The 26767-nt window shown below is 64.0% G+C and carries 13 protein-coding genes; 7 read left to right on the top strand and 6 right to left on the bottom strand.

Annotated features, from left to right (window positions below; translation table 11 throughout):
• Nucleotides 1-142 precede the first annotated feature (142 nt).
• The 4 genes from C9383_RS00405 (at nt 143) to C9383_RS00395 (ending at nt 5424) form a co-directional block, all read left to right on the top strand.
• Nucleotides 143-1432, top strand: a complete 1290-nt coding sequence (locus C9383_RS00405) for a M18 family aminopeptidase (RefSeq protein WP_060755982.1) — start codon at nt 143-145, stop codon at nt 1430-1432.
• A 232-nt stretch (nt 1433-1664) separates the two neighbouring features.
• Nucleotides 1665-1832 carry a hypothetical protein gene (locus C9383_RS28080; RefSeq protein WP_162492707.1) on the top strand — a complete coding sequence of 56 codons (168 nt, stop codon included), beginning with the start codon at nt 1665-1667 and terminating at the stop codon, nt 1830-1832.
• Between the two features lie 72 nt (nt 1833-1904).
• Nucleotides 1905-4070 carry a mechanosensitive ion channel family protein gene (locus C9383_RS00400; RefSeq protein ID WP_090369578.1) on the top strand — a complete coding sequence of 722 codons (2166 nt, stop codon included), beginning with the start codon at nt 1905-1907 and terminating at the stop codon, nt 4068-4070.
• A gap of 16 nt (nt 4071-4086) precedes the next feature.
• Nucleotides 4087-5424, top strand: coding sequence for an amidohydrolase (locus tag C9383_RS00395; RefSeq protein ID WP_090369577.1), 1338 nt, complete (start codon nt 4087-4089; stop codon nt 5422-5424).
• A gap of 46 nt (nt 5425-5470) precedes the next feature.
• Here the strand turns inward: C9383_RS00395 and C9383_RS00390 are convergent, their stop codons facing one another.
• The 5 genes from C9383_RS00390 to C9383_RS00370 all read right to left on the bottom strand — a co-directional run bounded on the left by C9383_RS00390 (nt 5471) and on the right by C9383_RS00370 (nt 10222).
• Nucleotides 5471-5695 (bottom strand): MbtH family protein, encoded by a 225-nt coding sequence (locus C9383_RS00390; protein ID WP_028617283.1) that lies wholly within the window; start codon nt 5693-5695, stop codon nt 5471-5473.
• 82 nt (nt 5696-5777) lie between these two features.
• Nucleotides 5778-7172 carry an aspartate aminotransferase family protein gene (locus tag C9383_RS00385; RefSeq protein ID WP_090369575.1) on the bottom strand — a complete coding sequence of 465 codons (1395 nt, stop codon included), beginning with the start codon at nt 7170-7172 and terminating at the stop codon, nt 5778-5780.
• Nucleotides 7173-7317: 145 nt separating this feature from the next.
• Nucleotides 7318-8085 (bottom strand): N-acetylmuramoyl-L-alanine amidase, encoded by a 768-nt coding sequence (locus tag C9383_RS00380; RefSeq protein WP_090369573.1) that lies wholly within the window; start codon nt 8083-8085, stop codon nt 7318-7320.
• Nucleotides 8086-8210: 125 nt separating this feature from the next.
• The gene (locus C9383_RS00375; RefSeq protein WP_060755986.1) at nt 8211-9530 is read right to left on the bottom strand and encodes an ATP-binding protein; all 1320 of its coding nucleotides are present in this window, start codon (nt 9528-9530) and stop codon (nt 8211-8213) included.
• The gene (locus tag C9383_RS00370) at nt 9530-10222 is read right to left on the bottom strand and encodes a response regulator (protein WP_060755987.1); all 693 of its coding nucleotides are present in this window, start codon (nt 10220-10222) and stop codon (nt 9530-9532) included. Before C9383_RS00370 ends, C9383_RS00375 begins: the two co-directional genes overlap by 1 nt.
• 175 nt (nt 10223-10397) lie before the next feature.
• On the opposite strand from C9383_RS00370, the gene dsbD reads away from it, so the two are divergent.
• From dsbD to dsbG, 3 genes are read left to right on the top strand one after another with little or no spacing between them, the layout of a single operon-like run.
• Nucleotides 10398-12128 carry a protein-disulfide reductase DsbD gene (gene dsbD, locus C9383_RS00365; RefSeq protein ID WP_090369570.1) on the top strand — a complete coding sequence of 577 codons (1731 nt, stop codon included), beginning with the start codon at nt 10398-10400 and terminating at the stop codon, nt 12126-12128.
• Nucleotides 12128-12979: a TlpA disulfide reductase family protein gene (locus tag C9383_RS00360; protein WP_060755989.1), complete on the top strand. Its 852-nt coding sequence runs from the start codon at nt 12128-12130 to the stop codon at nt 12977-12979. Before dsbD ends, C9383_RS00360 begins: the two co-directional genes overlap by 1 nt.
• Nucleotides 12955-13716: a thiol:disulfide interchange protein DsbG gene (gene dsbG, locus C9383_RS00355; protein WP_090369568.1), complete on the top strand. Its 762-nt coding sequence runs from the start codon at nt 12955-12957 to the stop codon at nt 13714-13716. The genes C9383_RS00360 and dsbG overlap by 25 nt, the downstream gene beginning before the upstream one ends.
• A 116-nt stretch (nt 13717-13832) precedes the next feature.
• Here dsbG and C9383_RS00350 read toward each other — a convergent pair whose 3' ends face one another.
• Nucleotides 13833-26720, bottom strand: coding sequence for a non-ribosomal peptide synthetase (locus tag C9383_RS00350; RefSeq protein ID WP_090369566.1), 12888 nt, complete (start codon nt 26718-26720; stop codon nt 13833-13835).
• Nucleotides 26721-26767: the final 47 nt, after the last annotated feature.

The raw sequence follows: 26767 nt of genomic DNA, 5'->3' as shown, positions 1-26767 counted from the left end.
ATGCAGTGTGTCAGTCACAGTTGAGTTAACTGAACCACCGCATTCGCGAGCAAGCCCGCTCCCACATTTAGTTCTGTGTCAGTTCTAGACACCGAGTCAAACCAATACGGTAAACTCCGCGCATTGCTGTCTGGAGCTATTTATGCGCGAAGCGTTGAATCAAGGCCTGATCGACTTCCTCAAGGCCTCCCCTACTCCTTTTCATGCCACTGCCGCCCTCGCCCAGCGTCTGGAAGCGGCCGGCTATCAGCGTCTCGACGAGCGCGAAACCTGGGCTACCGAAGCCAACGGCCGCTATTACGTCACCCGTAACGATTCCTCGATCATTGCCTTCAAGCTCGGCCGTCATTCGCCGCTGCAGGGCGGGATCCGCCTGGTCGGCGCCCACACCGACAGCCCGTGCCTGCGGGTCAAGCCCCAGCCGGAGCTGCAACGCCAGGGCTTCTGGCAACTGGGCGTGGAAGTCTATGGCGGCGCCCTGCTGGCACCGTGGTTCGACCGCGACCTGTCCCTGGCCGGCCGCGTCACCTTCCGCCGTGACGGCAAAGTCGAAAGCCAGTTGATCGACTTCAAGCTGCCCATCGCCATCATCCCCAACCTGGCCATTCACCTGAACCGTGAAGCCAACCAGGGTTGGGCGATCAATGCCCAGACCGAGCTGCCGCCGATCCTCGCGCAATTCGCCGGTGACGAGCGCGTGGACTTCCGCGCCGTGCTCACCGAGCAACTGGCACGGGAACATGGGTTGAATGCCGATGTGGTGCTCGACTACGAGCTGAGTTTCTACGACACGCAAAGTGCAGCGGTGATCGGCCTCAATGGCGACTTCATCGCCGGCGCGCGCCTCGACAACCTGCTGTCGTGCTATGCCGGCCTGCAAGCCTTGCTCACCAGCGACAGCGACGAAACTTGCGTGTTGGTGTGCAACGACCACGAAGAAGTCGGTTCCTGCTCCGCCTGCGGCGCCGATGGCCCGATGCTGGAACAGACCTTGCGCCGTCTGTTGCCCGAAGGTGATGAATTCGTACGCACTATTCAGAAATCACTGTTGGTATCGGCAGACAACGCCCACGGCGTGCACCCGAACTACGCCGAGAAACACGACGCCAACCATGGCCCGAAACTCAACGCAGGCCCGGTGATCAAGGTCAACAGCAACCAGCGCTACGCCACCAACAGCGAAACCGCCGGCTTCTTCCGCCATCTGTGCATGGCCCAGGAAGTCCCGGTGCAAAGCTTTGTGGTGCGCAGCGACATGGGCTGCGGCTCGACCATCGGCCCGATCACCGCCAGCCACCTGGGTGTGCGTACCGTGGACATCGGCCTGCCGACGTTTGCCATGCATTCCATTCGCGAGCTGTGCGGCAGCCACGACCTGGCGCATCTGGTGAAAGTGCTGGGTGCGTTCTATGCGAGCCACGACTTGCCCTGACGCCTGATACTGGGGAAATGTGGGAGGGGGCGCGGTCACTGTGGGAGGGGGCTTGCTCCCGATAGGCCGCGCAGCGGCCTCAAAAATGGGCCTGCTATGCAGGCCATCGGGAGCAAGCCCCCTCCCACATTTTGATTTGGGTGAACCTGACCTGCATCATCTGCACTTTCTGCAATCCGACCTAGACTTGTCAGTATTCCCACTCCGACAAGGCCGTCGCCCCATGATCTCCATGTCCTCTTTCCACGCCATGCTTATCCCGATTCTGATCGGCATGATCATGCTGGCCGTGGGTTTCAACTTTCGTGACAAGCCCCTCGGCGTATTCGGCATGTGGATCGGCATGCTGCTGATCCTGGGTACCGTGGTGTACAAGATCCTCGCCAAACTGGCGGAATGATAAATGCACTCGCATTGGGCATAGCGGCCTCGTACACTCGGTCAATTCGTCGTTTCCAAGGTTGACCGCCTCGTGTTCTCCCGTCTGTTCGCCCTGCCCTGCTCTATCCTGATCGCCCTGCTCACGCTGTTGCCGCTGGCGCCTGCCCAAGCCGTGAGCTTGCCCGGCCTGCTGGGCAGCACCACCAAACCGCAACCCCAGGCCGAAGTGCCCCTGGGGCAGTCGCTGGATGAGGTGATCAAGACCCTGGAAAACGACCAGCAGCGCACCCAACTGCTGAGCGACCTGAAGAAGCTGCGCGAAGCCACCCAAAAGGCTCAACCCGCCGCCGAACAAGGCGTACTCGGGCTGATCGGCGGCACCCTGGCGGGCCTTGAATCGCAGTTTTCCGGGGCCGACAGCCCGTTGGGGCGCTGGTCCAATGAAGTCGACCAGGCCAAGGATGAACTCAGCGCCCTGATGCTGCCGGCCAGCGAGTGGCTGCCGATCATTTTCGGCTTTGCCGTGATCCTGGCGGTCTGGAGCCTGCTGGCGGCGGCGCTCATCTGGCTCAGCCACCGCGTACGCGAACGTTTCGGCCTGCCGGAAGAACTGCCGCAACACCCGCGCACCTGGGACATGGTGCGTTTCGCCCTGCGCAAGCTGGGCCCCTGGATGATCGCCTTGATCATCACGGTTTACCTCAGCTACGCCCTGCCCTCGTCCCTGGGCAAATCCCTGGCGATGGTGCTGGCCTATGCGCTGGTGGTCGGCACCTGTTTCTCGGCGATCTGTGTGATTGCGTTCTCCGTGCTCGATGGTCCGCACCGCCACCGCGCCCTGTATATCCTGCGCCACCAGGCTTTCCGCCCGCTGTGGTGGATCGGCAGCTTTGCCGCGTTCGGCGAAGCCTTGAGCGACCCACGGCTCGTCCAGGCCCTGGGGCAGCACCTGGCTCATACCGCCGCGACCGTCGCCAATGTGATGGCGGCGCTCTCCACCGGCGTGTTTATCCTGCGTTTCCGTCGCCCCATCGCGCACCTGATTCGCAACCAACCGCTCTCGCGCCGCCTCACCCGCCGCGCCCTCACCGATACCCTGTCCATCATCGGCACCTTCTGGTATTTGCCGGCGCTGCTGCTGGTGGGCATTTCGCTGTTCGCCACGTTCCTGTCGGCGGGCGACACCAGCACGGCGCTGCGCCAGTCACTGTTGTGCACGGTGTTGCTGGTGCTGTGCATGGTGATCAACGGCCTGGTACGCCGCCACGCCCTCAAGCCGCAACGCGGGCACAAGCGTCATGCCTTGTACTCCGAACGCCTGAAAAGCTTCGTCTACACCCTGGCCCACCTGCTGGTGTGGCTGGTGTTCATTGAACTGGGCCTTCGTGTGTGGGGCCTGTCGCTGATCCGCTTTACCGAAGGCGACGGCCATGAGATCAGCGTCAAGCTGTTCGGCCTGGGCGGCACATTGCTGTTTGCCTGGCTGATCTGGATCCTCAGCGACACGGCCATTCACCACGCCCTGACCCGCTCGCGCAAAGGCCTGGCCAACGCCCGCGCGCAAACCATGATGCCGTTGATCCGCAACGTGCTGTTCGTGACCATCTTCATCATCGCCGCTATCGTCGCCCTGGCGAACATGGGCATGAACGTCACGCCACTGTTGGCAGGTGCCGGTGTGATCGGCCTGGCCATCGGTTTTGGTGCTCAGTCGCTGGTGGCGGACTTGATCACCGGCCTGTTCATCATCATCGAAGACTCCCTGGCCATCGATGACTACGTGGACGTCGGCGGCCACCTCGGCACCGTCGAGGGCCTGACTATTCGTACCGTGCGCCTGCGCGACATCGACGGCATCGTGCACACCATCCCGTTCAGTGAAATCAAGAGCATCAAGAACTACTCGCGGGAGTTCGGCTACGCGATTTTCCGGGTGGCGATCCCCTACAACATGGAAATCGACGACGCGATCAAGCTGATGCGCGACGTCGGCCAGAAAATGCGCAACGACCCGCTGCAACGCCGCAATATCTGGTCACCACTGGAGATTCAGGGGGTAGAAAGCTTCGAGTCCGGCAGCGCCATCCTGCGGGCACGCTTCAAAACCGCGCCCATCAAGCAGTGGGAAGTGTCGCGGGCGTTCAACCTGTCGCTCAAGCGTCATCTGGATGAAGCCGGGCTCGATCTGGCGACGCCGCGCCTGAGCGTGCAGGTGGTCACGGCCGGCAGTGTGCAGGAGAAAGATCCACAACAATAAAGAGGGAGAGGTCCTTATGCGTTTAATCGGTCTGACACACCCATGGGTTTTCGGCGTGTTGTGCGGGGTCGCCAGCAGCGCGGTGATTGCCGCCGGCGGCGGTCAGGAAAGTGCCCGGGAAGAAATCGCCGCCCAAGCCAAAATACTCGAACCGGCGTTGCTGGAAACCCGCCGCGATCTCCACGCCCATCCCGAGCTGGGCAATACCGAACAGCGCACCGCCGAACTCGTCGCCAGGCAACTGCGCGACTTGGGCCTTGAGGTCAAGACCGGCGTGGCGCGCACCGGTGTCGTCGGCATCTTGAAAGGCGCCCTGCCCGGCCCGACCGTGGCGTTGCGCGCCGACATGGATGCGTTGCCGGTCAAGGAAGTCGCCGACCTGCCGTTCGCCTCCAAGGCCAAGGGCACTTACCTGGGCAAGGAAGTCGACGTGATGCACGCCTGCGGCCACGACGCCCACACCGCCATCTTGCTGAGCACGGCGAAAATCCTCAGCGGTATGCGCGACCGCCTGCCCGGCACCGTTGTGTTCTATTTCCAACCCGCTGAAGAAGGCCCAAGCGACTTCATCCCCGACGGCAAAAACACCTGGGGCGCGAAGATGATGGTGCAGGAAGGCGTGATGAAGGCCCCCAAGCCGGACGCAGTGTTCGGCCTGCACGTGTGGGCCGGCGTGCCCGCCGGGCAGATCGCTTACCGTCCTGGTCCGACCCTGGCCAGTTCCGATGACCTGCGCATCAAGATCCTCGGCAAACAGACCCACGCCGGCCGCCCGTGGGACGGCATCGACCCGATCACCGTCGGCGCGCAGACCATCGTCGGCCTGCAAACCGTGGTCAGCCGCCGTACCGACATCTCGTCATTCCCGTCGGTGGTCAGCATCGGCACCATCAATGGGGGGACGCGCTATAACATCATTCCCGAATCGGTGGACATGAGCGGCACGATTCGCTCCTACGACTACGGCATTCGCCAGAAGCTGCACGCGGATGTGCGTCAGACGGTGGAGAAAATCGCTGAAAGCGGGGGCGCCAAGGCCGAAGTCACGATCATCGAGAAATACGACCCCACCATCAACAACCCGGCCCTGACCGAAAAGATGCTGCCAAGCCTGCGCTGGGCGGCCAAGGATGATGTGGTGCAAGGCCCGTTGGTGGGCGGTGCCGAAGACTTCTCGTTTTATGCCAAGGAGGCACCGGGGCTGTTTGTGTTCCTGGGAGTGACGCCACGCGATCAGGACATGAGCAAGGCTGCGCCGAACCATAACCCGGGGTTCTTTGTGGATGAATCAGCGTTGGTGGTGGGCGTGAGGACGCTGGCGTCGTTGGCAACAGACTACCTGTACACCCGCTGAAACACCGCTGTGGCAAGGGAGCTTGCTCCCTTGCCACAAAACTGGATCAGCCGGCCAGCGCCGCACCGTCCATCTTCTGGCGCAGGCTCAGCGGGCGCATGTCGGTCCAGACCTCCTCGATGTAGGCCAGGCACTCTTTCTTCATGCCGCTCTTGCCCACGGTGCGCCAGCCTTCCGGCACGGCCTTGTAGTCGGGCCAGATGGAATACTGCTCTTCATGGTTGACCACAACCTGGAAGAGGATGTCGTCGCGGTCGAATACTGAGGTCATTGCTGTTCTCCATCGCTCAAAGGCTGGCTGCGCACCACGCGCAGCGCTGATATCTGTAGAAACGTACCAGGCGTACGAAAAATTAGACGTCGGCGAGCGCTGCCACCACGGCGCGCCCGAAGATCTCGGCCACACGGTCGATCTCGGCAGCGGTGATCACCAGGGGCGGCAGAAAACGCACCACGCCGCCATGACGGCCACCCAGCTCCAGGATCAGACCGCGCTTGAGGCACTCGCGTTGTACCAGCGGTGCCAATTGACGGTGTACCGGTGGATGGCCCTGGATATCGAGTGCGCCGTTCGGGTCCACCAGTTCTACCCCGAGCATCAGCCCTCGCCCACGAATGTCACCCAATTGCGGCACATCCCGTTGCAGGATGCGCAGGTGTTCAGCCAGGCGTTCGCCCATGGCGGCGGCGTGGCCGGCCAGGTCGTGCTGCTTGAGGTGGCGCATCACCGCCGACCCCGCCGCCATCGCCATCTGGTTGCCACGGAAGGTTCCGGCATGGGCGCCCGGCAGCCACGTGTCGAGCCAGTCGCGATACACCACCACCGCCAACGGCAGGCTGCCGCCGATGGCCTTGGACATCACCACCACGTCCGGGATGATGCCGGCGTGCTCAAAGGCGAACATCTTGCCGGTACGGCCGAAGCCGCTCTGGATCTCATCGACGATCAGGGCCACCCCGGCCCGTTCGGTGATGCGCCGCAGGCCGCGCAGCCAGTCGAGATCGGCGGGAATCACCCCGCCTTCGCCCTGCACCACTTCGACAATCACCGCGGCCGGCAGCGCTACGCCGGCTTCCGGATCATTGAGCAGGTTTTCCAGGTAATGCAGGTTGACCCGCACGCCTTGCGCACCGCCCAGGCCGAACGGGCAGCGGTAATCGTAGGGGTATGGCAGAAACTGCACGCCATTGGCCAGCAAGGCGCTCAACGGTTTCTTCGGCCCCAGGCTGCCCATCAGGCTCAGTGCGCCCTGGCTCATGCCGTGATAACCGCCCTGGAATGACAACACCGTACTGCGGCCGGTGGCGGTGCGTACCAGTTTCAGCGCGGCTTCCACCGCATCCGTGCCGGTCGGCCCGCAGAACTGGATTTTCGCTTCCCGCGCCAGCGCCGGCGGCAGCAGGCCGAACAGGTCCTGCACGAATTGGTCTTTGACCGGGGTGGTCAGGTCGAGGGTGTGCAGCGGCAGTTCATCGCTGAGCACCTGTTGAATGGCCTCGATCACCACCGGGTGGTTATGGCCGAGTGCCAGGGTGCCGGCACCGGCCAGGCAATCGATGAAACGGCGACCCTCCACGTCCTCCACATAGATGCCCTTGGCGCGCTTGAGTGCCAGCGGGATACGGCGTGGGTAACTGCGGGCGTTGGATTCCTGTTGGCGTTGGCGGGCCAGCAGTGGCGTTTCCTCGAAGTGGTAGAGGGTTTCGTGCAGTTGGGTGTCTTCGGTGCGAATGGTGGCGACGGACATTTCTCGATCCCTCAATACGCGGGTGGGGTGAGCAGATGGGTGATCCGTGGGTCTACGGATGGCATGTTCTGAAGACGCACCAGCGGCGAGGGGATTTAGGGGAACGCAGTGCTTATGCGTTTTTCGGTAACGCCCGCCCCCACCATCAGATCCCCCGGTACCGCTCGTTCAACGCATACAGCACCGCACACGTTTCCCCATCCAGCACCCCGCAATAATCCCGTGGCCGAAAGTGCATCTGAAATGCCCGGGTGCGCTGTTCAAAGGCCTGACGATTCTTCGCCGGCGCATAGCCATAGCGCTGGAAAGCCCGTTCCACCTCGACCTCCGGCGGCAGCCCGAGGCAAAACCGGCGTTGGTACATGGCCCGCGTCGCCTCATCGAACCAGGCGCCGATCCCCGCTTCATACAAGCACCGCCAAGGCAGTTGCGGCCCCGGGTCACGCTTGCGCCAATACGCCACATCCGAATGGCCCAGCACGTCGGCCGGCCCGATCTGTGGGTAGCGCCCCAGAATGTCACCCAACAAGGCAATCAACATATCGACCTGCGCCGCCGGGTATGCCGGAAAAGTAAACACGCCGCCGTCATCGCGCGCCAGGTTGACGATCTCGATGCCAATCGCCCGGCTGTTGAGATTATCCCGCCCTCCCCAGTGGCTTGCACCGGCATGCCAGGCGCGCTTGTCTTCGGGTACCAGGCGAAATACGCGCAACTCGTCATAACCGCTGGCGCGATAGCCGGGCTCATTCGGGTCGGGCAACAAATAGTGCGCGCTGACACCGCCCTGGGTCAGCGTATTCAGGGATGAGCCGAACGGCGCCGCTGTGTAATGCAGCACCACCTGCCGCACGGGCTCGCCGTTACGTTCATTGAAATCCTTGGAAGGGAAACTGCTATCGATGATCAACATAAGGACCGTCCTTTTTCACTACAGGCCGAATCATTCAGCCCGTTCGAGCACAAAAAAATTACCGCCATCCTGAAGCGCTCAGGTTCAGGCAGGCGGTAACTATTTGGCACTTGAAAAAGATCGGCTCAGCGCCGCAATGGCATCCCCAAATCTACGCGCAGGCCGTCCGGCCGGCTGTCGAATTTCAACGAGCAGGAACAACGCTGGACGATGGCCTGCACAATTGCCAGGCCCAGGCCGCAGCCCTCGCTGTTGCCGTTGCGCCAGAAACGTTGCGTCAGGTATTGCAGATCCTCGCTGGAGATCTGTTTGCCATGGTCACGCACCCGGAAGATCACGTTATCGGTCGCGGTCAGCACGCTCAGTTCCACCCGCGTATCCGCAGGCGTGTGACGCAGGGCGTTGTCCAGCAGGTTGCGCAGCGCCGCGACCGCCAGGCCCACCGGCATTTCAACCGGGGTGGCCGAGAGGTTGTCGGGCAGGATCAGGTCGATACGCCGGTTGTCGCCCGCATTGGCGTCCTGGATCGCCAGGCGTGCGACTTCCTCGGCACTGGAGTGCATGCCGTCATCGAACGACAGGTTGCCCTCCACCCGCGCCAACAGCAGCAGTTGCTCCAGGGTACGGTGCAGGCGGTCAGCGCCTTCCTCGGCATGGGCCAGGGACTGGTCGCGGGCCGCGCCTTCGGTCATGCGCGCCACCTGCAGGTGGGTCTTGATCGCCGTGAGCGGGCTGCGCAGCTCATGGGCGGCGTCGCCGGTCAGGCGACGTTCGCGCTCGATGGTCTTGGCAATGCGTTGCAGCAGTTGGTTCTGGGTGTCGAGCAGCGGCTTGAGTTCGCTGGGCAACGGGTGGATCTGCAGCGGTTCAAGGGAGTCGACACTGCGGCGCATCAAGGCATCACGCATGCGATTGAGCGGCACCAGGCTCTGGCCGATGCCCAGCCACAGCAGGCACAGGCAACCCAGCAAGGCCACACCGACCGGCACGGACGCCGCCAGCAGGATCGACAGGTTCAACGCCTCGCGCTCCACCTGGCGGTCGGCGGTGGTGATCAGCAGGTCGCCACGGGACAGGGTGAAACTGCGCCAGCTCACACCGTCGATGACCTGGTCGCGAAAGCCGCTCTGGCGCGACTCCAGCCCTTCATCCGGGGTGGTATGGCTGCGTGCGAGGATCTCGCCCCGCAACGAGCTGACCTGGCAAGCCATGCCGCCCGGTACATTCAGTTGTTCGGTGCGCAAATGTGCACCGCCACTCACACTGGCCAGGCCCGGCATCTGCTCGGTCAGCCCCGCCACCATGCGGGCCGACGCCACCAGGCGTTGGTCGAGAGAGAACATCATCTGGTTGCGCAGATCGTTGAGCATCCAGGCGGCCGCCAAGGCCCAGATCAACACAAAAGCGGCGCCCAGCTTGAACGTCAGTCGCAGGCGCAGGCTCATCACGAAGCGTTGTCTCCCGCCGCCGGGCCGTCATCCGCCGTGCCCAGGCGATAGCCCAGGCCGCGCACGGTCTCGACGATACCGTTACCCAATTTGCGCCGCAGGTGATGGATGTGCACGTTCAACGCGTTGCTTTCCAGTTCATCGTTGAAGCCGTAGACGCTGTCCTTGAGCTGTTCGCTGGAGAGCACGCGGCCCTTGTTGTGCAACAAGGCTTGCAACAGCGCCTGTTCGCGACGGGACAGGTCCACCGGCTGGCCGCCCAGGAAGGTCTCGCGACTGCTCGGGTCATACGCCAGCCGGCCATGTTCGATCAGGTTGACGCTGCGCCCCGCCACACGCCGCAGCAGGGTTTGCAGGCGGGCGGCGAGTTCGCGCAGGTCGAAGGGCTTGAGCAGGTAATCATCGGCGCCGGCTTGCAGGCCGTCGACGCGGTTGGTCACCGAATCGCGCGCGGTGAGGATCAGCACCGGGATTTCCAGGCCCTGGCTGCGCTGTTGCTGCAACAGCTTGAGGCCGTCTTCATCGGGCAGGCCGAGGTCGAGCACCATGATGTCGAACGTCGCCGCCTTGAGCATCGCCCGCGCCGCCGCGGCCGAAGCGACGCGCTCGACGGTGAAACCCTGGGCGGTCAGGCCGGCCACGATACCGCTGGCGATCAGTTCGTCGTCTTCACAGACCAGTACGTGCATGCTGAACCCTTCATAAAAGATGGGGAGATTAAAGTCTGGGCGGATTAAGCGCAGATTATGCCGTGAAAAGAGGCGCGCTCAGACTTTCCCTACACTCTAGAATAGCGCCGGTTAATCATCGGTTAATCAACGCCACACATTGTGTGCCTCACTTGCATCGAACTAAGGCTTGACCATGCGGCATCTGTTTACCTTTTTGCTGGTGTTGTTCGCGGGGTTCGCCCAGGCTGCGCCGGGCAGTAATCCTTTCGAGACCAAACCCGACTTCCTCCCGGTGGGCAAAGCCTTCACGTTTACCTCCGAGCGCCTGGAAACTGGCGAGACCCAGCTATATTGGCAGATTGCCGACGGTTATTACCTGTACAAACAGCGCATGAAGTTCGACGGCCTGGCCGACAAGCCCGCGCTGCCGCAGGGTGAAGCCCATAGCGATGAGTTTTTTGGCGAGCAGGAAGTGTATCGCCAAGGCCTGGAAGTGAAGATCCCGGCGGGTGTCACCGGCCAGGTCAAACTCGGTTGGCAGGGCTGTGCCGATGCCGGCCTGTGCTATCCGCCGCAGTCGATCACCGTGGACCTGGGCGGTAACCCTGCCGTTGCCGCCACCACCCAGGCACAGGACCAGAGCCTGGCCAGCGGCCTGCAACAACGCAGCCTGGGTTGGAGCCTGCTGGTGTTCTTTGGCTTGGGCCTGCTGCTGGCGTTTGCGCCGTGTTCGTTGCCGATGTTGCCGATCCTCGCCGGCCTGGTCGTCGGCAGCGGCGCCAGCCCGCGCCGTGGTTTTGCCCTGGCCAGCAGTTATGTGGTGTGCATGGCCCTGGTGTATGCAGCGCTCGGCGTGTTGGCTGCGCTGCTCGGCGGCAACCTTGCCGCGCTGCTGCAAACCCCGTGGATCCTGGGCAGTTTTGCCGCGCTGTTTGTGATCCTCGCCCTGCCGATGTTCGGTTTCTTTGAGCTGCAACTGCCGGCCTTCCTGCGTGACCGCCTGGACAACGTCAGCCGCCAGCAAAGCGGTGGCAGCCTGGTGGGCGCGGGCATGCTCGGTGCGCTGTCCGGCCTGCTGGTGGGGCCGTGCATGACCGCGCCGCTGGCCGGCGCCCTGCTGTATATCGCCCAGAGCGGCAATGCGCTGCACGGTGGCCTGATTCTGTTCGCCATGGGCATCGGCATCGGCGTGCCGCTGTTGCTGCTGGTGACGGTGGGCAACCGCTTCCTGCCCAAGCCAGGCACCTGGATGAATGTGCTCAAGGGCATCTTCGGCTTCCTGTTCCTGGGCACCGCCGTGCTGATGATCCGCCCGGTCATCAACGAAAGCCTGTGGCTCGGCCTGTGGGGCGCACTGGCGCTGGTCATGGCCTACTGCGGCTGGATATTGGCCCGCGAATACGGGCTGGCCGCCAAGGTATTGGGTGCAGGCTCGCTGGTGCTGGGCCTGTGGGGCGCGGTGCTGGTGGTCGGCGCGGCCGGTGGCAGCGATGACCTGTGGCAACCGCTGAAGGTCTATAGCGGCTCGCGTGCCGCCGCCGCAACGACTGGCCATGATGCGTTCATGACCATTAACGACCCGGCCGTGCTGCAAAGCCAGCTCGACGCCGCCAAGGCTCAAGGCCAATGGGTGCTGGTGGACTACTACGCCGACTGGTGCGTGTCGTGCAAGATCATGGAAAAACAGGTGTTCGGCAAACCCGAAGTCATGGATGCCCTGAAAGACGTACGCCTGCTGCGCCTGGACGTCACTGCCGATAACGCGGCCAGCCGCGCCCTGCTCGGCCGCTACCAGGTGCCGGGGCCACCCAGCTTCGTGTGGATCGGCCCGGACGGTGAAGAACGCCGCGCCCAACGTATCACCGGCGAAGTGGATGCCGCCGGCTTCCTGCAACGTTGGACACACACCCGGGACGCGCTCTGATGCTGACCCTGACCATCGGCACCTTCGCCATTGCCCTGAATCACATCCTGTTGATCAGCGCGCTGATTCTCGCCACTTTGGTGGGTTGGCGCGTGGCCAAGCGTGGCGGGGAAAACCCGGAATCCGTGCTGTTCAGCCTGTTCCTGCTGGGCATGCTGGTGGCACGCGCCAGCTTTGTGCTGATGTACTGGAACGAGTACCGCAACGACTGGTTGCAGATGGTCGACCTGCGCGATGGCGGCTTTCTCGCCTGGCCCGGCGTGATCGCGCTGGTGCTCGGCGCGCTGGCCTACGGTTGGCGTCGCCCGCCCCTGCGTAAACCACTGAGCGCCGGGGTTATCACCGGGCTGGTGTTCTGGGGCATGGGCAGTATGTCCTTGAGCCTGTACGACAAAGGCGCGCAGTTGCCGGACATCACCTTGCGCAATGCCAATGGCGATGTGGTGCAACTGGCTGATTACAAAGGCGGCCCGCTGGTGATCAACCTATGGGCCACCTGGTGCCCGCCGTGCCGCCGCGAAATGCCGGTGCTGGAACGCGCCCAACACCAACGGCCCGACGTGACCTTTCTTTTCGTCAACCAGGCCGAAAGCATGCAAAGCGTCAGCACTTTCCTCGCCACCCAGGGCCTGACCCTCGACAACGTGTTGTTTGACGCCAGTGGCCGCCTCGGCCAGGCCGTGGGCTCCATGGCGTTGCCGACCACCCTGTTTTATCAAGCCGATGGACGGCTGATCAACAGCCACCTGGGCGAGCTGTCCCAGGCCAGCCTGGCCCGCGCCATGGAACCCTTCGACTCAGCCCCTGCCGCCACAAGGAAACCGACATGCCAAGCCTCCGCCACCTGCTGACCCTGCTGCCATTGACCCTGGCCGCTACCCTGGCCCAGGCCGAAGACTGGCCGGCGCCGATCAAACAGATCGAAGCCAAGGGCGCCAAGATCCTCGGCAAGTTCGACGCCCCCAGCGGGCTCACCGGCTACGCCGCGCAATACCAGAACCGCGGCATGGCGCTGTACCTGACCGCCGACGGCAAAAGCGTGCTCGCCGGCAACCTGTACGACGCCCAAGGCAACGACCTGAGCAGCGCGCCCCTGGAAAAACTCGTATACGCGCCGATGGCCAAGGAAGTCTGGGCCAAGATGGAACACAGCAACTGGATTCAGGACGGCGATAAAAACGCGCCGCGTATCGTCTACCTGTTCAGTGATCCCAACTGCCCCTACTGCAACATGTTCTGGGAACAGGCCCGCCCGTGGGTAAAAGCCGGCAAGGTGCAACTGCGCCACATCATGGTCGGCATCATCCGCGAAGACAGCCCCGGCAAGTCGGCCGCCCTGTTCGCCGCCAAAGACCCGCAAAAAGCCCTGGAAGAACACGAAGCCGCCGGCAAGGGCAGCAAGTTGCAGGCGCTGGACAAGATCCCGGCGGCGATCGAGGCCAAGCTCGACTCAAACATGAAGTTAATGGATGAGCTGGAGTTATCGGCGACGCCGGCGATTTTCTATCTGGACGACAAGGGTGGGTTGCAGCAACAGCAGGGCGCGCCTTCGCCGGAGAAATTGGTGAAGATCATGGGGCCCAAATAGGCGGCGCCTGGACTGACGCCATCGGGGGCAAGCCCCCTCCCACACTTTGAGTTGTGAATACCTTCAAAATGTGGGAGGGGGCTTGCCCCCGATGGCGTCAGTCCAGGCGATGAAGATTAAAGCCCCTCCAACTCTGCCATCAGATCACTCAACCGATCCACCTTCTCGGCACTGATCTCATTGGCCGCCAACCCGTCGATATACTCAGCCAACTCCGCCACCGTGCTGCACTCGAACATCGCCCGCAGCGGCACATCGCGCTGCAAGGTCTTCTGCACCCGCGAGGCAATCTGCGTGGCCAGCAATGAATGCCCGCCCAGTTCGAAGAAGTTGTCCTGCACCCCCACCCGCTCAACCTTGAGGACCTCGGCCCAAATCCCGGCCAGGGTCGTTTCCAGTGCGTTGCGCGGTGCCAGGTAGTCCTGGCTGTGCAACTGGCCGATGTCCAGCGCCGGCAGGGCCTTGCGGTCGAGTTTACCGTTGGCGTTGAGCGGCAGGCGGTCGAGCCAGAGCCAGTGCAGCGGCACCATGTATTCCGGCAGTTCGGCGCGCAGGCGCTGCTTGATGCGGTCCAAGCGTTCGCTGGGGTTGAGGCTTTCGTCAGCCGCCACCAGATAGCCGACCAGATGCTTGCCGTTGACGCCCTCCTGCACGCCGACGGCCGCGTCGCGCACTTCGGGTTGCTCATGCAGGCGGGCTTCGATTTCACCCAGTTCGATGCGGTAGCCGCGAATTTTCACTTGATGGTCGATACGCCCGACGTACTCCAGCACACCGTCACTGCGACGGCGCGCCAGGTCGCCGGTGCGGTACAGCCGCTCGCCCGGTGCGCCGAACGGGTTCGGCACAAATACCGGGGCCGTACGCAGCGGATCGCTGACATAACCGCGCCCGACCCCCGTACCCGCCACGCACAACTCACCGACCGCGCCCTGCGGCACCAACTCCAGTGCACCATCCAGCAGGTACAAACGATTGTTGTCGGTCGGCGTGCCTATCGGTAGATAGGTGCCACGGGTCGACGCCAGGTCGACGCGGAAAAACGCTACGTCATCCGAACACTCCGCCGGGCCATAGGCGTTCACCAGCGCAATCTCGGGATAACGCTGCAACCACTGGTGCGCGAGCTCCGGTGGCATCGCTTCGCCGGTCGGCAGCATCCAGCGCAGGCCGTCGAGGCTGATGCGATCCTGGGCGAGCATGCCCTGGATCAGTGACGGCACGCTCTCCAACACCGTGATGCCTTGCGCCTGGACATGCTCCAGCAAACCTTGCGGATCATGGGCCAGCGCGTTCGGCACGATGTCCACCCGTGCGCCAAAAAGCGGCGCGGTGAGGAACTGCCACACGGAAATATCAAAGCTTTGCGAGGCAGTCTGGGCGATCACGTCCGCCTCACTCAGTTGCAGGTACGGCACCTTGCTCAACTGGTTATTGAGCATGCCGCGCTGTTCGACCATCACGCCTTTGGGCAGGCCTGTGGAACCTGAGGTGTAGATCACATACGCGAGGTTGTCCGGGCCGCTGTAGACGCCTGGGTTTTCTCCACGGCCCGGTACGTCCTCCCATACCAGCAACGCGCAATCGGTGCCCTCCAGCAGTTCGATGGCCAGTTCGCGACACGCCTCGGTGCACACCAGCAGCGGTGTGCGGCTCAAGTCGATAATGCTGCGCAGACGCTGGCCCGGCAGCCCGGGGTCCAGCGGCAGGTAACCGGCACCGGCCTTGAAGCTGCCGATGATCATGCCCAGCAGGTCGAGGCTGCGTTCGGCCAGCAACGCCACCGGTTGATCCAGGCCGACACCCGCCGCGATCAGCGCGTGCCCCAAGCCATTGCCGCGACGGTTCAACTCGGCATAGGTCCAGCGCTGCGCCAGGCAACTGGCGACAATGCGTTGGGGATAAGCAGCCACCTGTTCTTCAAACAGTTCGATATAGCTGCGCTCCAGCGGGTAAGCCTGCTCGCTCTGGTTGCAGCCTTCCACCAGGAACTCGCGCTCTTGCGCGCCGATCAGGGGCAACTCGGCCATGTCGCCATGGAAGCCCTGCACCAGCGCCAGCAGCAGGCGCTTGAACTCGCCGAGCATGCCTTGCACGGTGGTTTCATCGAAATAACGCTGGTCATAGGACAGGTGCAAACCGAGGTCATCGCCGGGGTAGCACACAGCGGTCAGCGGGAAGTTGGTGTGGGTGCGACCGGAGTCCGACGTGGCGTTCAGGCTTTGCGCATGATCGAGCACCGAGACTTCCACCGGGGCGTTTTCGAACACGAACAGGCTGTCGAACAGCGGCTGGCCCTTGGGCAGCTCGCTGTATTCCTGGATCGTCACCAGCGGCAAGTACTCGTACTCACGCAGTTGCATGTTGCTGTCGAGCAGGCCGCTCAACCACTGGCGCACGCTGCAAGGCTGGTCGTCCTCGGGCAGTTTCACGCGCAACGCGATGCTGTTGATGAACAGGCCGACGGTGCGTTGCATCTGCGGCATATCCACCGGGCGGCCGGCCACGGTGACGCCGAACAGCACGTCACGCTCGCCGCTCAGGCGCCGCAACACCAAGGCCCATGCCGCCTGGGCGAAGGTATTGACGGTGAGTTGGTGGGCCTGGGCCAGTTCGCGCAATTGCGCGCCGTCGCGAGTCTCCAGGCGGGTGTAGCAATCGCCGACCACCATGCCGCCGCTGTGGCCCGCGTGTTCACGCAGGAAGGGGCGGTCGCTGGGGATCGGCGTGGTGCGTTCGAACCCCTGCAGATTCTGTTGCCACCACTGGCGCGCCTCATTGAGATTCTGGCGTTGCAGCCAGGCAATGTAGTCGCGGTAGCGCGGTGGCGTCGCCAGTTGCGCGTCGCGGTGCTCGCCCAAGGCCGTATAGATCTCGAAGAAGTCATTCATCAACAGCGAACGGCACCAGGCATCGATGAGGATGTGATGGTTGCTCATCATGAACCAGTAGCGCGCCTCACCCACGCGGATCAGGCGCAGGTGGAACGGCGCCTGGTTGAGCAGATCGAAACCGGCTTCGCGTTCGGCCTTGAGCAAGGCTTGCAGGCGCGGCTCCTGTTGCTCTTCGGCATCGTGGCTCCAGTCCAGGTATTCAATCGGTGTGCTGCCCGGCTTGTGGATCACTTGCAGCATGTCTTCGCCGACATTCCAGCAGAACGACGCACGCAAGGCTTCGTGACGGGCGATCACCGCCTGCCAGGCCTGGGCAAAACGCTGCGGGTCCAGCGCGCTGTTGATACGGTAGCGGTCCTGCATGTAGTAGAGACCGGTGCCCGGCTCCAGCAGGGTGTGCAGCAACAGGCCCTCCTGCATCGGCGTCAGCGGGTAGACATCCTCGATGGCGTTGGCCGGCACCGGCAAGCCATCCAGTTGCGCCTGGGTCAGGTGTGCCAGGGGGAAGTCGGACGGCGTGAGGCCGCCGGCATCGTCCTTGAGGCAGTGCGCGATCAGGCTTTGCAATTCGGCCAGGTAGCCTTCGGCCAATTCGCGGATGGTCTGGCGGTCGTGACGCTCGCGGCTGAAGGTCCAGCGCAGCACCAGTTCCCCACCATACACCTGGCTGTCGACGCTCAACAGGTTGGGCAGCGGCGCGTCCGGGTCATGGGCAACACCTGCCGACTCGTCCAGCGGGTGGAACAGTGCATCGGCACCAAAGCTCTGGTCGAACTGGCCGAGGTAGTTGAAGGTGATCTCGGCGCTCGGCAGCGCAGCCATGGCCTGCTTGCACAGGTCGTCCGCCAGGTAGCGCAGCACGCCGTAACCCAGACCTTTGTGCGGCACACCGCGCAGTTGCTCTTTGATGGCCTTGATTGAAGCACCCGGCTCCTCAAGTGGCGTCAGGCGCAACGGATAGGCACTGGTGAACCAACCGACACTGCGGGTCAGGTCGATCTCATCGAACAGGCTTTCGCGGCCGTGGCCCTCCAGCTGGATCAGCGCCGAGGCGTGGCCGCTCCAGCGGCACAGCACGCGGGCCAGGGCGGTCAGCAACAGGTCGTTGACCTGGGTGCGGTAGGCGCTCGGGGCCTGTTGCAGCAATTGAAGCGTGTGCTCGGCATCCAGGCGCACACTGACGGTCTCGGCATCGCGATTACGCAGCGAGCCGTGTGCACGATCCACCGGCAACGCCACCTCCGGGCCTGCCAGCCGGGCCTGCCAGGTGCCCAGTTCTTCACGCAACGATTCGCTGCCGGCATACGCTTGCAGGCGTGCCGCCCAATCCCTTAGCGCACTGGTCTTGGCCGGCAGGCTGACGGACTGGCCATCGCTCAGTTGGCGATAGACCGTTTGCAGGTCTTCAAGCACGACGCGCCACGACACGCCATCCACCACCAGGTGGTGAATCGCGATCAGCAGGCGCTGTTGACCTTGCGGACCATCCACCAGCAAGGCACGCAGCAGCGGCCCATGGGCCAGGTCGAGGCTGCGCTGGGTGTCGGTGAACAGCGCCGTGCATTGGTCCCTATCACGCACGTGCGCCTGCATCAGTACGCCGCCTTCGGGCACCGCCAAGTGCTCGGCGTGCCATTGGGCATCGCGCTCGGTGAAGCTCAGGCGCAGGGCATCGTGGTGTTCCAGTACCGCCAACAGCGCTTGCTCCAGGCGGTGCGGATCGAGCAATTGCTGCGGCGCAAGCAACAACGCCTGGTTCCAGTGCTGGCGATTGGGGATATCGGTATCGAAGAACCAGTGCTGGATCGGCGTGAGCCCGGAACTGCCGGTCAAGACGCCCTGCTCCGCCTTGACTTGCTGCGAACGCGTGGCGATGGCGGCCAGGGTGCGGACCGTCTGATGCTGGAACAGGTCGCGAGGGCTGAAATGAATGCCCGCCTGCCGCGCACGGCTGACCACCTGGATCGACAGGATCGAATCGCCGCCCAGCTCGAAGAAGTTATCGTCCAGCCCGACCTGTTGCACGTTCAATACCGCGCACCAGATCGCCGCCAGGGTTTGCTCCAGCTCGCTGCGCGGCGCGACATACTGTTGGCGGTTGGCCTCCGGGTCCGGTTGCGGCAAGGCCCGACGGTCGAGCTTGCCGTTGGCGGTCAACGGCATGCTGTCGAGCACGATCAGGTGCGCGGGCACCATGTAGTCCGGCAATTGCGCCTTGAGGTGAGCCTTGAGCGCGTCGCGCAAGCTGGCGTGCTCGGCGTCGCTGGCCAGATACGCCACCAGTTGCTTGCCGCTCGGCGAATCCAGCGCCAGCACCACGGCTTCGCGCACGGCCTCGTGTTCCAGCAGGCGGGTTTCGATCTCGCCCAGCTCGATGCGAAAGCCGCGCACCTTGACCTGATGGTCGATACGCCCCAGATACTCCACCTCGCCATCGGCGCGTTGGCGTACCAGGTCACCCGTGCGATACAGGCGGCCACCACGGCCAGCAAACGGATCGGCCACAAACCGCTCCGCCGTCATGCCCGCGCGCTGGTGGTACCCCAGGGCCAGGCCGGCACCGCCGACGTACAACTCGCCCGTCGCACCTTGCGGCACCAGGGCCAGGTCGGCGTCGAGAATGTACGCCAGGCGGTCACCGATGATGCTGCCGATCGGCACACTGCCGGCGCCCGCCTCCAACTGCTGCGGCGCCAGGCTGGCCAGCGGCATCACCACGGTTTCGGTCGGGCCATAGGCGTTGAAGAACACCTGCGGCTGGAAGGCCGCCCGAATGCGCTGCAAGTGCTCGCCAGTGAGCGCCTCGCCGCCGGTGATGCACATGCGCACCGGCAAGGTCTGCTGCTGGGTGGCCAACCATTGCGCCAACTGGCTGCCGTAACTCGGCGTGAAGCCCAGGATGTTGATGCGATGGGTGCGGATCAGCGCACAGATTTCCTCGGCGTCCCACTGGCCCTGGGCGCGCAACACCACCTGTGCACCGCTGAGCAGCGGCACCAGCAGACGCTCGGTGGCGGCGTCGAAGTTGATCGAATAGAAGTGCAGCTCACAGTCATCCGCACGCATCCCGAAACGCTCGATCACCGCCTGGCAATGCATGGCGATTTCACCATGGCACACCACCACGCCTTTGGGCTTGCCGGTGGAGCCGGAGGTGTAGATCAGGTACGCCTGATGCTGTGGCAGGTTGAGCAATGGCGGCTCGGTCGCCGGATAGTTGGCCAGTACCGGCAGGTCCTCTTCCAGGCACCAGCACGCCAGCGTGGCCGGCAACTCGCCAAGGGCTTCGAACATCGCCGCATCGCTGAGCAACAGGCCAATGCCGCTGTCTTCGATCATGTAGTGCAAACGGTCGAGCGGGTATTCCGGGTCCAGCGGCACATAGGCGCCGCCGGCCTTGAGGATCGCCAGCAGGCCGATGACCATTTCCAGCGAGCGCGGCAGCGCCAGGCCCACGCGCACCTGTGGTCCGACACCGCGCTCGCGCAGCATCCAGGCCAGGCGATTGGCGCGTTCGTCCAGCTCGCGGTAGCTGAGGGTCACCTCGGCAAAGGTCAACGCGGGCGCATCGCCCCGTTTCGCCGCTTGCTGGCTGAACAGCGTGTGCAGGCACTGGTCGAGACGATGTTCACCCGCCGCAACGCCCAGGCTGTGCTGCAATGCACGTTGCTCAGCAGCGCTGAGCAGCGGCAGTTCGCTGAGGCGTTGTTGCGGATCGCCGATCAAGGCTTCCAGCAGGTTGCGCCAATGCTCGGCCATGCGCGCGATACGCGGCTCGTCGAACAGGTCGGTGCTATAGGTCAGGCAGCAACCCAGGCGCTGGTCGAGGTCGGTGACTTCCAGGTTCAAGTCAAACTTGGTGGCGCGGGCATCGTTGGCCAGGTACTCGACGGTCATGCCGGCCAGTTGGCGGCTTTGCTGGAACTCCCAGCGCTGCACGTTGCACATCACCTGGAACAACGGGTTGTACGCCGCGCTACGCGTAGGTTGCAGGGCTTCCACCAGATGGTCGAACGGCAGGTCCTGGTGAGACTGGCCCTCGATCACCGTATGGCGCACTTGCTCGAACAACTCGCCGACACGCATTTGCCCGTCGAGTTGGCAACGCAAGACTTGGGTGTTGAGGAACGCACCGATCAGCCCTTCGCTTTCCGGGCGGATACGGTTGGCCACCGGCGCGCCGATGCGCAGGTCGGTCTGGCCGCTGTAGCGGTAAAGCAGCACGGCCAGGGTGGCGGTCATGGTCATGAACAGGGTCAGGCCGCGCTCGGCATTGAAGGCACGCACGCGAGCGGCCAACGCATCGCTCAGGTCGAAGCGGTACAACTCGCCCTGGTGGCTTTGCACCGGTGGCCGTGGACGGTCGGCAGGCAGTTCGAGCAAGGGGTGCTCATGGCCCAGTTGCGCCGTCCAGTAATCCAGTTGACGCTGGCGCTCACCGGACTCCAGCCACTGGCGCTGCCAGACGCTGTAGTCCAGGTATTGCACCGGCAACGGCGCCAGCGGCGAATCGCGCTCGTCGATGAAGGCTTCATAGAGCGCGCTGAGTTCACGGGCGAAGATGTCCATGGCCCAGCCTTCGGTGACGATGTGGTGCAGGGTCAGCACCAGGTAGTGTTCCTGCTCACCGGCCTTGACCAGGCATGCACGCAGCAACGGCCCGGTTTCCAGGTTGAAGGGCGTGTGGGCTTCATGCTCGGCCAGGTGTTGCAGGCGTTGCTGGCAATCGGCTGGAGCGAGTGCCGAGAAATCCCGCCAGTCCATGCGCAGGCCGGTCTGGCGCGAGACCTTCTGATACGCCACGCCATCGACACTCGGGAAGGTGGTGCGCAGGGTTTCATGGCGCATGATCAGGGCTTGCAACGCCGCCTCGAAACGCCCCACATCCAGCACACCGCGCAGGCGCGCCATGCCGCCGACGTTGTAGGCCGGGCTGTCCGGTTCCATCTGCCAGAGGAACCACATGCGTTGCTGGGAATAGGACAACGGCACCGGCACGCTGCGGTCGACCCGGGCGATGGGGGCTTGCTGGTTGCGATGGCCCGCCGCCTGGATCAGCCCGACCTGCTCGGCGAAAGCGCCCAACTCGCTGGCTTCGAACAAGGTGCGCAGCGGCAGTTCGACGTCACACGCCTGGCGGGTGCGGGAAATGATTTGCGTGGCCAGCAACGAATGCCCGCCGAGGGCGAAAAAGTCATCGCGCAGGCCGACACGGGGCAGGCCCAGCACCTCGCGCCAGATCGCTGCAATCTGCTGCTGCAACGGGGTCTCGGGTTCGATGTGTTCACGCAGCTGCCACACCGGCTCCGGCAGCGCACGTCGGTCGACTTTACCGCTGGGGCTCAGCGGCAGGGCATCCAGGCGCATCAGCAGCGCAGGCACCATGTATTCCGGCAGTTCGGCGGCCAGGGCGGTTTTCACGGCCTGCTCGTCCAACCCGGCCGGGGCGGTGTAGTAACCGATCAGCTTGGCCTCACGCACCAGCACCACCGCCTGGGCAATGCCCTCTTGGGCCAGCAGGCGCGCTTCGATTTCTTCAGGCTCCACACGGAAACCGCGCAGCTTGACCTGTTGATCAAGACGCCCCAGGTATTCCAGCACACCGTCGGCGCTCCAGCGGGCGCGGTCACCGGTGCGATACAGGCGGGTGCCGTGCTGGTCTGCGACAAAACGCTCAGCCGTCAACCCGGCGCGGCCGAGGTAACCCCGCGCCAGGCCGATACCACCGATGCACAACTCACCCGGCACACCCAATGGCACGGCGTTGAATTGCTCGTCCAACACGCGGCAGATCACGTTGCCCAAGGGTCGGCCGATCGGCGAGCGCTCGCCGTCTGCCACATGGCAGTGCCAGTGGGTGACGTTGATCGCGGTTTCGGTCGGGCCATAGCGGTTGTGCAACTCCACGGCGGGCAATTGCGTCAGCACGCGGTTGCGCAGTTCGGCAGGCAACGCCTCGCCCCCGGAAAACACGCGACGCAGGCTGGTGCATTCACGCGCCAGGGGCTCGTCGATAAACAGCTGCAACAGCGCCGGCACAAAGTGCAGCGTGGTCACGCCGTGCTCTTGTACTAATTGTGCGATGCGCTGCGGGTCGCGATGTTCGCAGGGGCCGGCCAGTACCAGCCGACAACCGGTGATCAGCGGCCAGAAGCACTCCCACACCGACACGTCGAAACTGATCGGCGCCTTTTGCATCAGCACGTCGGTTTCATCCAGGCAATAGGTGGCCTGCATCCACTGCAAGCGCTCGGCCAGGGCCGCATGGGTATTGCCCACGCCCTTGGGCTGGCCGGTAGAGCCGGAGGTGTAGATCACATAGGCGAGGTTGTCGCCGTTGAGGTGCAAGCCCGGCGCCTGGCTCGGCCAGCTGTCGAGGTGCAGGCTGTCCATGGCGATTACGCACACGCCGTCGGCCGCCGGGAGTCGCTCGAGCAAGGCGGTCTGGGTCAGTAGCAGTTCGACGCCGCTGTCGTTGAGCATGTAGGCCAGGCGCTCGGCGGGGTAATCCGGGTCCAGCGGCACAGAGGCGCCGCCCGCCTTGATGATCGCCAACAGGCCGATCAGCAACTGCGGCGAACGCTCGGCGGCGATGGCCACGCACACATCCGGGCCAACGCCTTTGTCACGCAGGTAATGCGCCAGGCGGTTGGCCTGGTTGTGCAGTTGGGCGAAGCTCAGGCTGCCGTCCTGCCAGACCAGCGCGGTATTGTCCGAAGCCTGCTGGCTGAACAACTCGGGCAGCCAGCGGGTGGCCGGCGCGCACGGCGCCTCACTCCAGGGAGCCTGCTCGTTGGTGTGCATCAGCGTCAGCTCGCCGATGGCCTGCTGCGGTTGCTCGCAGACGGCGTGCAGCAGGTTGATGAAGTGCTCGGCCAAGCGCTGGACGGTGCGGCTTTCGAACAGCTCATCGGCGTAGTCGAACGACAGGCTCAGGCGCCCATTGCGGTCTTCTTCGCTATGCAATTGCAGGTCGAACTTGGCTTCGCGACTGTGCCACGGCAACTCATCGGCCAACATCCCCGGCAAGCGGCGCAAAGCGCTCAGGTCACGTTGCTGATGGTTGAACATCACTTGAAACAGCCCTTGCTCACGGGCTTGCGGGAAGGCTTCGAGCAGTTGCTCGAAGGGCAGATCCTGATGGGCCTGGGCTCCCAGCACCGTGTCGCGAGTGGCGGCCAACAGCTGATCGAACGGCAGGCGCCCCTCCAGCTCGGCGCGCAGCACCAGGGTGTTGATGAAAAAGCCGATCAAGCCCTGGGTTTCCTGGCGCGGGCGGTTGGCATTCGGCACACCGATACGGATATCGCGCTGGCCGCTGTAGCGGTGCAACAGGCTTTGGAACGCCGCCAGCAACAGCATGAACGGCGTCGATTCATGGGCCTGGGCGGTCTGGCGAATCGCTTCGCTGAGGCCCGCGCTCAGGCGCACGCTATGGCGCAAGGCGCTGTGACGCTGCTGCGCGGAGCGCGGATGGTCGGTGGCCAGGCTCAGGGCCGGGTGCTCCTCGCCCAACTGCGCCCGCCAGTACGCCAGTTGCCGCCGGCCTTCGCCCTCGGCCAACCATTGGCGCTGCCAACTGCCGTAGTCGGCGTATTGCAGGGCCAGCGGCGGTAGCTCAAGGGGTTGGCCCTGAGTGGCGGCGGCATACAAGCGGGAGAATTCGTCGATCAGGATGTTCAGTGACCAACCGTCGGCGATGATGTGGTGCAAGGTCACCAGCAAGTGGTGATCTTCATCGTCCAGGCGCACCAGGGTCACCCGCAGCAGCGGGCCTTTCTCCAGGTCGAACGGCGCGCACGCCAGGTCTTCACGGATCTGTTCGGCACGGGATTCACGCTCGGCAACCGGCAGGTCGCTGAGGTCGATCCGTTGCAGGTCGAACTCGGGGCTTTTGTCGACACGCTGGAACGCCTGGCCGTCACGCTCGTAAAAGCGTGTACGCAGGGCTTCGTGGCGCTGGACCAATTGCGCAAAACTGCTGCGCACCGCGTCTTCATCCAGCTCGCCACGCAAGCGCAGCCCGCCGGGAATGGTGTAGGCGCTGCTGTGAGGGTCCAACTGCCAGGTGATCCACAGGCGGTTTTGCGCCAGCGATTGGGGCAACTCGTCCTGACGTGACAGGGGGTGAATCGCGCCTTGGGCAACGCCACCGTCCTGTTGCAATTGCGCTACGTCGGCGGCAAACGCCGACAGGGTCGGCGCCTCGAACAGCAGGCGCAGGTTCAGTTCCAGGCCCAGCGCTTCACGCAAGCGCGCCACCACCTGGGTAGCGGTAATGGAGTTGCCGCCGAGCAGAAAGAAATGATCATCCGCCGCGACCGTATCGACCTGCAACTGCTCGCACCAGATCGCTGCGATCTGCTGTTGCAACGGCGACTCCAGCGCCGCATCACTGGCCTTGGCTTGCACCTCGGGGAACTGCGCATAGCTGTCGAGGCTGCCATCGGCGTGGCGAAGCGCGCACGCCGCACGCTGCAGCTTGCCGCTGGAGGTCTTTGGCAAGGCGCCGGGGTTGAGCAGCAGCACCACGCTCGGGGCTTCCTGGCAGGCCTCGGCCACGGCTTGGCGGATGGCCTTGATCAGCGCCTCGGGCGCCAGGATTTTCTGCACGCTGCGGCTGATTTCAGCGGCGATGCCGATACCCTCCAGGCCCTGATGCTGTACCGCAAATGCAGCGACCCGGCCCTTGCGTATGCCTTGCACTTCGCGCTCGAGGGTTTGCTCGATGTCCTGGGGATACAGGTTGTGGCCGCGAACGATCAGCAGATCCTTGAGCCGGCCGGTGATGTACACCTCGCCGTCGCGAATGAAGCCCAGGTCACCGGTGCGCAGCCAGGTACGGCCGGCCTGTTGCACAAACGTCTTGGCGGTGGCTTCGGGGTTGCGCCAGTAACCGTGGGCGATGCTCGGCCCGGTGGCCCAGAGTTCGCCGACGTGGTTATCGGCTAACGCCTTGAGCGTGTGCGGGTCAGCGATCAGCACCGCATGTTCCGGTTGGCTGGTGCCGCAACTCATGATCGCACTGCCATGCCCTGGCTCAGCGCGGTTGGCGGCCAGGGCCTGTTCGTCCATGCGCATGGCCGGGATGCCCTGCCCTCGCGTGCCGCCGGCGACAAACAAGGTCGCCTCGGCCAAGCCGTAAGAGGCAAAGAAATGGTTTGAAGAGAAACCGCACGCCGCGAACTTCTCGGCAAAGCGCTCCAAGGTGTCGAGGCGGATCGGCTCGGAACCCGAGTACGCCACGCGCCAGCGGCTCAAATCCAGGCGTTCCAGGGCTGACTCGCTGACCCGCTCGCTGCACAGTCGATAGGCGAAATCCGGCCCGCCACTGATGGTGCCGCCGTATTCGCTGATCGCTTCCAGCCAGCGCAATGGCCGCCCGAGGAAATAGGCCGGCGCCATCAATACACAGGGCACGCCGCTGAAAATCGGTTGCAGCAGCCCACCGATCAGGCCCATGTCGTGGTACAGCGGCAGCCAGCTGACAATCACGTCATCCGGGTTCAGGTCGATACCAAACCCGCGCCGGATCAGCACTTCGTTGGCCACCAGGTTTCCGTGGCTGACTTGCACGCCCTTGGGCAACGCCGTGGAGCCGGAGGTGTATTGCAGGAAGGCGATGTCGTCAGCCTGCAGTTCGGGTTCGATCCAGCCGTCGGCGACCGCGCTATCCAGGTTGTCGACGCTCAACACCGGCGGCGCATTCTCGATCCGGGCCAGGCCATCGGCGAGGCTGGCGATGGTCAGCAGCAGGCGCGGCTCGGCATCCTTGATGATCGACAGCAAGCGTTCCTGATGATGCCGTCGCGTGGACTCCGGCGGGTAGGCCGGCACCGCGATCACCCCGGCGTACAGGCAACCGAAGAACGCCGCGACGTAATCCGGGCCGCTGGGGAACAACAGCACCGCACGTTCACCCAGTGCCGCATTGGCTTGCAAGGCGGCGGCGATGGTGCGGGCACGTTGGTCCAGGTCACGGTAACTGAGCACTACGTTGTGCTCGGCGGATTCGGCGAGGAAGCGCAGGGCGACCTGGTCCGGGGTCTGCGCGGCGCGACGTTGAAGGGACTGGACCAGGGTGCGGGGAAGTTCGAAGGCGTCCATCATGGGGTTCCTGCCTGAAATCGGCTTACGGGAAAATCGAAAATTGGAAA

Source organism: Pseudomonas palleroniana, assembly GCF_003031675.1.
In the GTDB taxonomy this organism is placed as follows: Bacteria; Pseudomonadota; Gammaproteobacteria; order Pseudomonadales; family Pseudomonadaceae; genus Aquipseudomonas; species Aquipseudomonas palleroniana.
Note: the sequence above shows the minus strand (reverse complement) of the source record. Positions and strands in the feature narration are given on the sequence as shown.